Origin of the sequence: Collimonas sp. OK412 (assembly GCF_900112135.1) — a bacterium.
GTDB classification, from domain to species: Bacteria; Pseudomonadota; Gammaproteobacteria; order Burkholderiales; family Burkholderiaceae_D; genus Collimonas; species Collimonas rhizosphaerae.
In genome coordinates this window covers 1-12343 of record NZ_FOLC01000039.1, presented here as the reverse complement: position 1 = coordinate 12343, position 12343 = coordinate 1, and the positions used below count along the sequence as shown (strand labels likewise).

Here is a 12343-nt window from a genome sequence, read left to right as displayed (position 1 = left end):
CCTGCATCGATCTGAGCCGCTCTATGCGGCTTTTTTAATGTCCTGATATTGTTCTTTTGTCATTAAAAGTCAGCCGATGGCGGTCTTTAATTCGGAGTCCCCCCACGCCTGAGGCGTCGTTAAATACACTGCTTTTAACGCAGTTCGCCAAAGCGCCAACTTTCCAGGACAGGCGGGGTTCGCGGTGAATTTGACTGCATCAGCGTGACGCAAAATAACGCACTTTTGGTGTGAACCCCTGCGACTGGACCAGGTAAGGGAAAGAATTTGATACGCTTGCTGTGCCTATACCCAAAGGAGCAGCGTCATGTCAATGAGAACACCCAGTCGGCGCCATCGCAATTCAGGATCGCCGCTCACCTGGCGGCTATCCTCCCGAACTGATGAAGGCGTGGTCTGAGCCGAAGCCGACGAAAGAAAAGAAAGCTGAACCTAACGGCGCTCTGTTCTAACTTGAGGGAGAAATCATGCATACCGAATTTATCGAAGTGACCATTCGGAGCGACTCTACCGAATCAATCCGTGCCCCGACAAGAAAAGGCAGTATTCGAGTAGATCAGATTGCCAGTCATCGCACGACGGAGTCGTTGTGCGATGGGCACATTCGCTGTTCGAACTCTCAGTCTGGGGCCTTCCATGCGGACAGCATTCCAAGGACGTTGTCGTAGTTGCCGGTAGCCTCGGCAGTACGTAAAAATTTGGCGCGTTCCACGATGAGTTCCTTAGGCGTGGGTTCGCTATGCAAAAGGGCGAGCGTCTCATCAAGGAAGTCTTCCAGGGGCATGGCTTGTTCGTCACTTTCCTGACCGAACAAGGCGGTGCGCACGCCAGGGGGAGCCAACTCAATCACGCGCACGGAAGTGTCGGCGAGTTGAACGCGCAAGCCTTCGGTAAACGAATGGACGGCCGCCTTGGTGGCGCTATAGGTCATGGCTATGGGGAATGGAACAAACGCCAAGGCGGAACTGACATTGATGATGATGCTATCGTTTTTCCGCACAAGTTGCGGCAAGAACGCATAGGTCATACGAATGGTGCCCAGAAGGTTGGTCGCGACGGACTCCTCCGCAGCCTTCAGTGAATCAGCCTCCAAAACATTTTCGCGCAACATGATGCCGGCGTTGTTGATGACGACATTCAAGTCGGGGTAACGCTCTGCCACCAACTCACTCGCTTGGACGATGGATTTGGCGTCCGCAACATCAAGTTCGATGGCTTCGATGCCTGGATGATCGGTCGTGATCTGCTGAAGCAACGCCTTTCGTCTTCCTGCGATGATGACCTTGTTGCCAGCCTTATGAAAACGCAGCGCCAAGCCGAGGCCGATGCCCGCGGTAGAACCTGTGATGAGAATGGTATTGCCAGTGGCCTTCATGGGTTTCTCCTGGTGGATAAAAAGGGTAAAATCAAAAAAACGGACAGTTATCCGTTTCCATGAAGCGTAACGGACAACTGTCCGTTTGTCAAATTGACTCAACAAAAAGGAGGGCATGTGGATAGCTCCAAGCGCGCTGACGCAGTGCAGAACCGCGAACGCATCCTGGCGGTCGCACTTGCAGAGCTGATCCGCTCAGCAGAGGTGCCGCTGAGCGCAATTGCCAAGAAGGCTGGCGTCGGCCAGGGAACCTTTTATCGGCACTTCCCGACGCGGGAGGCGTTGGTCATGGAGGTATATCGCCACGAGATGTCGCAAGTCGTCGAGTTTGCAGAGCATCTGCTTGAGACTCGTGCACCGGACCAGGCGCTGCGAGAGTGGATGAACCGCCTCGCCGAGTACGCCATAACCAAGGCTGGTCTGGCTGACGCGATCCGGCAGGCTGCGGGTTCGAAGGAATGCGCCGGGACGGGGGGCTATGCATCAGTGATCGCTGCGGCCCAAATGCTACTGGACGCAAACGAGAAGGCTGGCACTATCCGGGCAGGGATCACTGCTGACGATTTTTTTCTAGCAATTGCCGGCATTTGGCAGATCGACGCTAGCGAGGACTGGCGACCGCGCCTTACCTGGCTCATGGATCTCGTCATGCAAGGATTACGCGCGGGTGCGCCGGTGCAGGTTAGTGCGCTTCGATAGTGGTTGGAAGCATCTTTGGATTCGTCGCGCATGTCGCACCGTTTTAATGAAGGAGAGAAAACGCCTGCTGCAAAAGCAATAAGCGTCAAATGACCACCTGCGGGGCCTGATCTCACCTGGAAGCGCGCACGTCGTGAAGCGGCGGGCTTTCCTTCGACAAGATCGACACTGGCTCTGCAGGCATGAATTCAGCTGGGGTGAGTCCAGCACTGGACGCAGCGAACGCGCGTTTTGCTTGCGCAAGATCCAACGCCCCTTCCCATTTCGCCACAGCAATAGTCGCTACGCCATTTCCGATCAGGTTTGTGATAGCGCGTGCTTCATTCAAAAAGCGGTCGATACCCACGAGCAAGACCAAACCGGACACGGGAATCTTGTTCATTGACGCCAGAGACGCTGCTAGTGCGACAAATCCCGCACCAGCGACGCCAGCCGAACCTTTCGACGTCAGCAGCATCACGCCAAGAATGGCAAGTTGATCCCACATCGACATGTCCACATTGGTCGCCTGGGCGATAAAAATCGCGGCCATGGTGAGGTAGATCGCGGTTCCGTCGGCATTAAAGGTGTAGCCGGTTGGAAGCACCAGACCTACCACCTGCTTCTGGCAACCCATCGCTTCCATCTTCATCAACATCTGCGGCAGGACGGCTTCGGTCGACGCAGTTCCCAAGACAATCAGTAGTTCATCTTTGATATATTTAAGAAAACCCCAGAGCGAAACGCCGCAAACACGCATCACCGTTCCGAGAACGACGAAGACAAACAGCGCGCAGGTAGCATAGACCGCCATCATCAATTGACCGTAAGAGGCAAGCGTGCCGATGCCATATTTGGAAATGGTAAAAGCGATGCCCCCGAACGCACCGATCGGGGCGAAATACATTACGTATCGGACGACGCCGAACATGCCGTGTAAAAACATGTCCAACCCGTCAACCAACGGCGCGACCCGCTTGCCCAATCGGTTCAAGGCGAACGCGAAGAGCAGCGAAAAGAAAATGATTTGCAGCATTTCGCCCTGTGCGAACGCGCCCACAATCGTGTTGGGGACAATATTCATCAGGAATTCGACGGCGTTGTGATGTTGGGCCGCAGTGGTGTATGTCTTGATGGAGGTCGTATCCAGGGTACCTGCGCTGACGTTCATTCCGACGCCTGGTTTAACCAAGTTCACCACTACCACGCCCAGAATCAGCGCTAACGTCGAGCAAATTTCAAAATACACCATTGCCTTGGCACCGACACGACCCGTTTCCTTGATGTTGCCCATGCGGGCGATCCCGACGACGACGGAGGCGAAAATTATCGGAGCCAGTACCATCCTGATCAGCTTGATAAACAGGTCGCCAAGCGGCTTCAGTTCGACGCCAATGTTCGGGTAAAAGTGACCAAGCAGGACGCCGGCCGTAATGCCGATGAGTACCTGGACGTATAAGGTGGACGCTAATTTCTTGATGCGTTGCGTGTTCATGCTAGTCTCCTCCGGTTCGAGCCGAATAATTTTGTACATGGATAAGTTGATCGACGGAACAATGTCCGTTCAATCGGCCTAGCGCTGTACCGACTTGGCGGAACGGCGTGGCCTGCCGGCTTCGATTGGCCGGCTTGTGCCGCAGTTTTCCCGCGCTCGTTACTCGGCCAGTTTGACCATTTCCTGATACAGGTCGGCCTTGCCTTCGAAACCGATACCTGGCAGCTCTGGCAGCAGGATGTGCCCGTTTTCCACCTTCACGCCATCCGGGAATCCCCCATAGGGTTGGAACAGATCCGGATAGGATTCATTTCCGCCGAGTCCAAGGCCAGCGGCAATGTTGAGCGACATCTGGTGGCCGCCGTGCGGGATGCAGCGCTTCGGCGACCAGCCATGCTCGCGCAGCATGTCGAGCGTGCGCAGGTATTCCACCAGGCCATAGCTCAGGGCGCAGTCGAACTGCAGCCAATCACGGTCGGCGCGCATCCCGCCGTAGCGAATCAGGTTGCGCGCGTCCTGCATCGAAAACAGATCCTCGCCGGTGGCCATCGGGTTTTTATAGTAGTTTCGCAGTGTCGCCTGCAGTTCGAAGTCGAGCGGGTCACCCGGCTCCTCGTACCAGAACAGATCGTATTGCGAGAGTGCCTTGGCATAGGCCACGGCAGTGTCCAGGTCGAAGCGTCCGTTGGCGTCAACCGCCAGCTTCTGGCCATCCTGCAGGATACTCAATACGGAGTCGATACGGCGCAGGTCTTCGTCGAGCGAGGCTCCGCCTATCTTCTTCTTGACCACTGTGTAGCCACGATCGATGTAGCTGCGCATTTCGTCCTTCAGCTTGTCATGGCTCTGACCCGGATAGTAGTAGCCCCCTGCGGCATACACGAAGATGTTGCGGTCGGGAGTACCATTGCCGTAGCGATCCGCGAGCAGCTGGAAAAGTGGCTTGCCTTCGATCTTTGCCACTGCGTCCCAAATGGCCATGTCGATGGTGCCGATCGCGACGGAGCGCTCGCCGTGCCCACCAGGCTTTTCGTTGGTGAACATGCAGTTCCAGATCTTGTGCGGATCGAGGTTGGTACCGCTGTCATCAACCAGGCTTGCAGGATCGGCTTCGAGCACGCGCGGAATGAAGCGTTCGCGCATCAATTTTCCCTGGCCGTAACGGCCGTTCGAATTGAATCCATAGCCGATCACGTGTTTGCCGTCGCGAATGACATCGGTCACGACTGCGACCAAGCTCAGTGTCATTTTGCTGAAGTCAATGTAGGCATTGCGAATGGGGGAACTGATCGGCACAGTTTTTTCGCGGATTTCGACGATTCTCATGAAGAGTCTCCTAGGGGGTGGAAAGGCTGGTCCTCCAGCGCATTTGTAAAGCTTACTATTCAACCCGCCTGCTATAATTTGCTACGATTTAAACCATAATTAACTTTAAGTGAAAATTGAAACTGCTCCGGATCTGGCGTTCTTCGTCGTGCTGGCCAAGCTGGGCAGCCTGTCGGGTACCGCGCGTGAACTGGGCCTGACGCCGCCGGCGGTCACCAAGCGGCTGATGATGCTCGAACAGCGACTGGGGGTCCGCCTGGTTAACCGCACCACGCGTCGTTTTAGTCTGACTAGCGAAGGCGAGAGTTATCTGGCCCAAGCGACGCAAATCCTCGACCGCATTCGCGATATGGAGGAATCGGTCTCGAGTGGCCGGGCCGCGCCCAAAGGATTGTTGCGGGTGAACGCGACGCCCGGCTTTGGCCGCACCCGGATAGCTCCCCTGGTGTCCCGATTCGCGCACGATCATCCGGACGTGGAAGTCGAATTGCAGTTGACCGATCGACCGATCAGCCTCGTCGAAGAGGCCTATGATTTGGCGATCCGTTTCGGCGAACTCCCTGACACTCGACTTAGCGCGCGCAAGCTTATGTCGAACAAGCGTTTTCTGTGCGCCTCTCCTGCCTACCTGAAAAAGGCTGGCGAGCCTTTAACCCCTGAGGAGCTGCATCGTCATCGTTGCATCCTGCACCGCCAGAACGATGACGTCTACGGGACTTGGCGCCTCGAAAAAGGCAAGAAGATCGAGCTCGTGAAAGTAAGGGGCGCCGTGTCGAGCAATGATGGCGACGTGGTAATGAACTGGGCCTTGGAAGGTCACGGTATCGTGCAGCGGTCTGAGTGGGATGTGGCGAAATATCTAGCTAGTGGGCGCCTGAAGGAAGTAATGCCAGGCTACACGCTGCCGTCTGCTAACTTGTATGTCTACTATCTCAGCCGACGAAATTTGCCTGCCAAGGTTCGAAGTTTCGTTGACTTTCTTGTGGCTGAATTCAAAGGGTCTTAAAGCGTCCCTATTTCATATTAATGCTTAATGATTTCGTCCGACATTTCGTGGTGCTGCAAGCAATCATGTCTTCTGGCCACATCTAAAAAACGCCAGGGTAGTGGGTGGGAAACAGCACTACAAGCGGATCATTTCGCTGTTACTTCGCCACGCAGCTTACGTCTCATTTCCGCCCATTCGATAAGCGCCTCCATGGACGGCCCGAGTGCTATGCCTAACGCCCCGAGTGTGTACTCAACCCGTGGGGGCACTTCGGGGTACACCTTACGCTCGACGATGCCATCCTTTTCCAATTGTTTGAGCTGCTGGATGAGCATTTTTTGATTGACGCCATCGATCAGCCTCTCTAGTTCGGAGAAACGTAGCGGTGTCTTTGCCGCAAAAAGCTGCGAAATGATGATGATCTTCCACTTCCCTTCAAGGACGCGAAGGGCCTCCGTCGTTGCAGCGGCCCATTCCGACCGCCGCTGAGGGTCGTCACAGTTCCATTCGCGGCTCATACTGAATTCTCCATTCTTAGGTATGTTACTTACTTTTTTGTGTGTACTTACCATTTTCGCATAAGCATCCTAAAATAGGAGTTGTTTTTACGAATCGGAGGTTAATATCATGAAAATTGGGATTATCGGAACAGGCAACATTGGCGGCACGCTCGCGCGCAAGCTAAGCGCTGCCGGACACGATGTCCGTGTCGCAAACTCCAGCGGCATTGAAGGTGTCCGCGCGTTGGCGCATGAAATCGGCGCCGAAGCGAAGGATGTGCACGGCGCGGTTGCTGACGCCGACGTCATCATCCTAGCGATCCCTTTGCCCGCCATGCGCGAACTTCCCGCTGGCTTGTTCGACCAGGCGCCGCCGGAGGCAACGATCATCGACACAAGCAACTACTACCCCGGGCTGCGCGATTCGCGTATTCCTGATATCGACGATGGGCTGGCAGAAAGCGTGTGGGTAGCTCGGCAGATTGGACGGCCTGTAATCAAAGCATTCAACAATGCTTTGGCATACACCCTCGCAGAGCTGGGGAAACCCGAGGGCGCGCTTGGCCGCCTCGCCATTGCAGTCGCAGGAAACGATATGAGAGCCAAACAAACGGCGATGGGGCTAGTAAATCAGACAGGGTTCGATCCGGTGGACGCAGGCGCACTGGAAGACTCCTGGAGACAGCAGCCGTCAACGCCCTCGTACTGTTGCGACTACGATGCTGACACCATGCGCAAAGCGCTCGCTGCAGCAACTCCAGGAGCGGCCCCGAAGAAGCGCGACCAGCTGCCAGAGTTTTTCGGCAAGCTGGGGCCTAATCCCAGCCATGCCGATGTCGTCGCGATGAATCGCATGGTGAACTCCGTTGTTGGGTAGAGACGGTTAGCCCAACAGCGGCCCTGACAATCCACTGCTGGGCTGCTAAGCAATACACCCTCTAGGGCGCTTCAATAATCAAGCGAAAAGGTATGCAAGTCTACTGTCAATTTTGATAACGACATTCAGGAGTCGAAATTCGAATAGCGCAGCACATCAGTTGCGCCATTGAGGTCGCAATGGAGCGCATCCCGTTGAAGTTGGGTGACTCTGTGCGGATTGATCATCGTCCTTGCTTCGGACTCCCTCAACTCTTCCGCCAGCTGCCCCTACACGTTCCATCGGCGAAGCGATCTTTTGAGACGGATAGGTATATAACGTACAAATCCTGCCCCCGCAACCAACGCAGAATAAGAAATTATTCTTGCCAAAAAAGCCCCAAGTGCATCGCACTTGGGGCTTTTTGTTTTTTTCTGCCCGGCTTTTTTATGGTCCGATGCATGCCTGAATCAAGTGCATTATTCCGCGATGCACCAATATCGTCCCTTATCTGCCGGCGGTCTGATCCGGCCTCGCGCCTCTTCCGTTGCATTCAAATCAACCGTATTGCCAATCTTCGACCTTGCGCTTTGTCTGTGGCGACCATCATTTTGTTGTCATAAAAAACATCTATACGACCGGGCGTTGCCATCGTTGTGGGGCTGTTGCTGCTCACCATTTCGGTGCCGGTTTCGCACCAAAGTGGTATTACTAAAAAACTACCAATTTGAACTGGCATTGGCGGCTTGCGTCATGTTTTTTGTGATGCTGCGATGCAGCGTGTTTAGTGCTTTTGAGTAATGCCGCTTCATTTCGACGACGGCTGTGAAATTTTCCTGGAAAAAGATAAAAAACTTTGAAATATTCAATTTCACCCGATTTTATGGCATTTCAATACAAATGACGACGATGGGCCTGGCGCTTGAAAATCACTTGTTTTCATAGGAGAGTTGGCAAAAAACGGATGTTGAACAGGCCCGTGAAAGGGCGTCTTTTCTTCCTACAAGAAGTTCCGTATGAAAATCGCGAAATTCTCATTTTTCAGAAAACAGGCGCTTCTTCCAGTCCGTTTTTGAAAAAAAGCGACCAGTCCACTCCACTAAACAACAGTCATGTAGTTTGTAAAATAGTGAATGTAAACAACGGTATATATAGATATACGAATTGGTAATTTTGATACCAATAATTTATTTATGTAATACCAGTTGAATGCCTATTGACAGCCACTTTTACGGTCCATAGAGTGTCTCCAGCGCAACGTTTCCAAAGGGAATTCGTGAGCTTGGACGTAAGGCGGATGCGGAAGCTTGGTGCGTGGCAGGGTACGCACGGCATTTTCCCCAGGCGGTTTTTGGAGAAGGACCGGCCAGGGAAATTGTTCTACAAGCGGCGCTATGCAGCGTCTTGTTGGTTGGATCTTGTTGTATTGGCGACTGTATCGAAAAAAGGTTCTCCCCTTTGTCGGCCTGAAGCGACCTCAAGCCACAGCGTGGAGAAGTCAATGAAAAAAATGGCCTGCTCGAGGATTCCGGGGCCGCAATCGATGGGGAGAACGGTAAGTGAATAAAAATTTAACACCAATAGCATCTGCAGTTGCGCTGCTGGTCATGGCGGCAGCCATGCCGGCATACGCGCAGCAGGCAGATGACGCAGCTTCCAAAGCTGACAGCAAGAGCACCGACAAGGGCGGCATTGAACAGGTCACCATCAGCGGCATCCGCGGTTCCCTGCAAAAATCCCTGACGCAAAAGCGCAACGCCGATTCGCACGTGGAAGTCATCACCGCCGAAGATATCGGCAAGATGCCGGACAAGAACGTTGCCGATTCGTTGTCGCGGGTTCCAGGCGTCACCATCGGTAACGCCGGCGCCACCGAAGGCGGTTTCGACGAAGCGGACCGGGTCAGCATGCGCGGCACCAGCCCGAGCCTGACGCAAACGCTGATCAACGGCCACAACGTAGCGTCCGGCGACTGGTTCGTGCTGGACCAGTCGGGCCAGGTTGGCCGCAGCGTCAGCTATACGCTGCTGCCTTCCGAACTGGTTGGTTCGGTGGTGGTGCACAAGAGCTCCCAGGCCAGCCTGGTGGAAGGCGGGGTCGCCGGTTCGGTCGACATCATTACCCGCAAGCCGCTGGAGTTCAAGAAACAGTTCACGGCTGAAGCAACCCTGGGCGCCGTGTATGCCGATTTGCCGGGCAAGACCGATCCGCAGATCAGCGCATTGGTGAACTGGAAAAACGAAGCCAACACCTTCGGCATCCTGGTGCAGGCATTCTCGGAAGAACGCCATCTGCAACGGCAAGGACAGGAAATCCTGGGATATACCCAGATCGCCGCAGGCAGCAAGATCGCCCTCGCGCACCCGGACCTGGCCGGCGTATATGCGCCTAACCTGATCAACTCCGCTCTGTTTGAGCAGCAGCGCAAGCGCACCGGCGGTTTGATCGATGCCCAGTTCAAGGTGAGCAACGACTTCTCGTTCGACGTCAATGCCTTCACTTCGGAAATGAAGGCGGCCAACTATAACCGCAGTTATGAATTCTGGGGTGCGCAGGTCATCAACGCCGGCGCCGGCCAGTCGCCGAATCCTGGTTACACGGTGAAGAACAACACGCTGACATCGGCTACGTTTGCTCCTGTAGCCGGCACCAACTACGGTGTCTATGACCAAATATCACGTCCTGACGAAAGCGCCAGCTCAAACTTCGTCGAGCTTGGCACCAAGTGGCGCGCAACCGATTCGCTGACCTTCACCACCAAGCTGGGCACTTCCGCCGGCGAAGGCAAGACGCCTACCCAAAACGTCGCGGAATGGAACGTCGGCGTCGGCGCCGGAGCCGGTTATCAATTGAACGGCACGGGCACCGCTGCCAACTGGAACCTGGGAGCGACCAACAACTCCAGCCCTGCCGGTGCGCAATTCGGCTGGATCTTCGGCGACCAGAACATCAACGTCAAGGACAAGGAAAACTGGGCCCAGGCTGACGGCGAGTATTCCACTGACTGGGGTACCTTGAAGACAGTGCAGTTCGGTTTGCGCTATAACGACCACAAACGCAGCTCCGATGGCGTGATCGGTCAAGGACCGCTGAATGCGGGCAACACCGGCGCAGCAAATTCTGCCGCCAATCCGGCCAATTTCCCGCAGGGTTATCAAAACTTCCCGGGCAATTTCGGCAGCGGCCTCGGCAGTGGTTTCCCGACCAACGTGTGGTATTACTCGCCGGGCCAGCTGGCGGCATACAACGCCTTCACCAATCGCGATCCGGTCACGCGTGAAGACTGGAATTCGGAGTTTTCGGTCAAGGAAAAAAATACTGCCGGTTACCTGCAGGGCAATTTCGAAGGCGATCGCTGGAGCGGGAATCTCGGCTTGCGCGTAGTCCAGACCAAGGAGAGCGTCATCTCCAACGTCGCCTCGCTAGCTACCGCGCCGGGCGCGATCACGACTTCCGCTTTCGGTCCGTTCGTTCGGCAGCACGACGATAACAGCTACGTCGATGTGCTGCCAAGCATGAACTTGAAGTTCGACCTGAGCAAGGATGTGATTGCCCGTTTTGCCGCATCCAAGACCATGACCCGTCCGGACTATTCGGCACTGGCCGGCCAGGTATCGTTGTCGCCCCCGGCCCAGTTTGGCGCGATCGGTTCCGGCACCGGCGGTAATCCAAACCTGAAGCCAATCACGTCGAACAACTTCGATGCGTCGCTGGAATGGTACTTCGCTCCGCGTTCCCTGGTGTCGGCAAGTATCTTCAACATGAACCTGACCAGCTATGTCGGCCTGGGCACCGTCACTAGAAGTTATGTCACCAGCACGCCTGACCATCCTGCCAACTATCTGGCGGATTATCAGCTGACAGTGCCGGTCAACACCAGCGGCACGGTGAACGGCATCGAACTCGCGTATGAAATGCCGTTGGGTAAAAACTTCGGTTTTGCCACCAACGCGACTTTCATCAACGCCTATGACGCTAGCAACGGTCCTCTGGTCGGCGCATCGAAGCGTACCGCCAACCTGACGGCTTATTATGAAGATGAACGCTTCAATGCCCGCATCTCCTACAACTACCGTAGCAGTTTCTACAGTGGCCTGGATCGCAGCACGGCGTTCTATCAAGCCGGCGTCGGCACCCTGGCGATGTCGTTGGGCTACAAGTACAGCGAACAGCTGTCCTTCACGCTGGATGCACAGAACCTGAACGACCCGACCTTGAAGTACTACGCGCTCAATGAAGACCAGCCGCGTGCGTTCTACAAGAACGGCCGGCAGTTCTACCTGAATGCGCATCTGAAGTTCTAGCAGCAGGAAGCCGGCATGCCGCCGTCCAGCAGCGGCATGCCGGTGGTTTCAGATCGAAGTGAGAGTTGACGTTGATTTCGCCGTGAGAGCGCAGACGACCGGATGTTGTTGTGGTGCGCTTGAATGCAAGACGCTCTCCGGTTTTTTTTACCAATGCAGATGAAACTGACGATATGCAGGCAGGTCGCACAGATCGGGCCGGCAACAGATCAGGCGCCAGGCGGACCGCATAGTCAATATCGAGATTGCCGGAACCCAGGCGAATAAACAGGAGTCGTTGTATGGATTTCACGCAGGATGGGAAAAATCCCTCGAATAACGTAGTTGGCATCAGCGTGGTTGTTGTTCTGCATGTCCTTATCGTTTATGCGTTGCTTACAGGGCTTGCCCGTAAGGTTGTAGAAGTGATCCAGCAGCCGGTCGAGACCAAGATCATCGAAGAGTTCAAGCCGCCGCCACCACCGCCGCCGGACAAGCCGGTGCCGCCGCCGCCAAAATCGGTCGCGCCGCCACCGCCGTTCGTTCCTCCGCCAGAAGTAAAAGTAACGCCGCCGCCGCAGGATAATGTGATTGCCGCGGTGACCAATGTCAAACCGCCGTCCAACGACCTGCCGACTTCGGTGGCGCAGCCGTCGACTGCCGGCGAGGCTGGGCCGGCGCACACCAGCGCCAAGATTGCAGGAAATTGCGAGAAGCCGGAATACCCGCGGTCGTCCTTGCGCAACGAAGAAGAGGGCATGGTGACGGTCAAGCTGACCATCGGCGCCGACGGCAACGTCCTTGATTCTGCGGTTGAAAAAAGCAGCGGTTTCAAGGACCTG

At 55.2% G+C, this 12343-nt stretch carries 8 protein-coding genes and 1 pseudogene; 5 read left to right on the top strand and 4 right to left on the bottom strand.

Features of this window, described 5'->3' with window-relative positions; all coding sequences use genetic code 11:
- Positions 1-619 precede the first annotated feature (619 nt).
- Positions 620-1375, bottom strand: a complete 756-nt coding sequence (locus BM062_RS23675; RefSeq protein WP_092401840.1) for an SDR family oxidoreductase — start codon at positions 1373-1375, stop codon at positions 620-622.
- A gap of 117 nt (positions 1376-1492) precedes the next feature.
- On the opposite strand from BM062_RS23675, the gene BM062_RS23670 reads away from it, so the two are divergent.
- Entirely contained in the window at positions 1493-2074 is a 582-nt protein-coding gene (locus BM062_RS23670) for a TetR/AcrR family transcriptional regulator (protein ID WP_217647645.1), read from the top strand.
- Positions 2075-2186: 112 nt separating this feature from the next.
- On the opposite strand, the gene BM062_RS23665 is transcribed toward BM062_RS23670, so the two are convergent.
- Together BM062_RS23665 and BM062_RS23660 are read right to left on the bottom strand one after the other, a co-directional pair.
- Positions 2187-3548 carry a dicarboxylate/amino acid:cation symporter gene (locus BM062_RS23665; protein WP_092401896.1) on the bottom strand — a complete coding sequence of 454 codons (1362 nt, stop codon included), beginning with the start codon at positions 3546-3548 and terminating at the stop codon, positions 2187-2189.
- 159 nt (positions 3549-3707) lie between these two features.
- The gene (locus tag BM062_RS23660) at positions 3708-4874 is read right to left on the bottom strand and encodes a mandelate racemase/muconate lactonizing enzyme family protein (RefSeq protein ID WP_092401834.1); all 1167 of its coding nucleotides are present in this window, start codon (positions 4872-4874) and stop codon (positions 3708-3710) included.
- A gap of 109 nt (positions 4875-4983) precedes the next feature.
- Between BM062_RS23660 and BM062_RS23655 the strand changes: the two genes are divergently transcribed.
- Positions 4984-5880: a LysR family transcriptional regulator gene (locus BM062_RS23655; protein ID WP_092401831.1), complete on the top strand. Its 897-nt coding sequence runs from the start codon at positions 4984-4986 to the stop codon at positions 5878-5880.
- 128 nt (positions 5881-6008) lie between these two features.
- Here the strand turns inward: BM062_RS23655 and BM062_RS23650 are convergent, their stop codons facing one another.
- The gene (locus BM062_RS23650; protein WP_092401828.1) at positions 6009-6380 is read right to left on the bottom strand and encodes a winged helix-turn-helix transcriptional regulator; all 372 of its coding nucleotides are present in this window, start codon (positions 6378-6380) and stop codon (positions 6009-6011) included.
- 97 nt (positions 6381-6477) lie between these two features.
- Here BM062_RS23650 and BM062_RS23645 point away from each other — a divergent pair.
- From BM062_RS23645 to BM062_RS23635, 3 genes and pseudogenes are all read left to right on the top strand, one after another.
- Positions 6478-7239, top strand: a pseudogene (locus tag BM062_RS23645) (NADPH-dependent F420 reductase); the annotation flags it as partial.
- 1538 nt (positions 7240-8777) lie between these two features.
- Positions 8778-11522: a TonB-dependent receptor gene (locus BM062_RS23640; protein WP_092401822.1), complete on the top strand. Its 2745-nt coding sequence runs from the start codon at positions 8778-8780 to the stop codon at positions 11520-11522.
- Between the two features lie 281 nt (positions 11523-11803).
- The coding region (locus BM062_RS23635; RefSeq protein WP_092401819.1) for an energy transducer TonB at positions 11804-12343 on the top strand (540 nt) is incomplete at its 3' end.

Coding starts and splice junctions, on each gene's coding strand:
- BM062_RS23660 (WP_092401834.1), bottom strand. CDS start 4,874: ATGAGAATCGTCGAAATCCGCGAAAAAACTGTGCCGATCAGTTCCCCC.
- BM062_RS23650 (WP_092401828.1), bottom strand. CDS start 6,380: ATGAGCCGCGAATGGAACTGTGACGACCCTCAGCGGCGGTCGGAATGG.
- BM062_RS23675 (WP_092401840.1), bottom strand. CDS start 1,375: ATGAAGGCCACTGGCAATACCATTCTCATCACAGGTTCTACCGCGGGC.
- BM062_RS23665 (WP_092401896.1), bottom strand. CDS start 3,548: ATGAACACGCAACGCATCAAGAAATTAGCGTCCACCTTATACGTCCAG.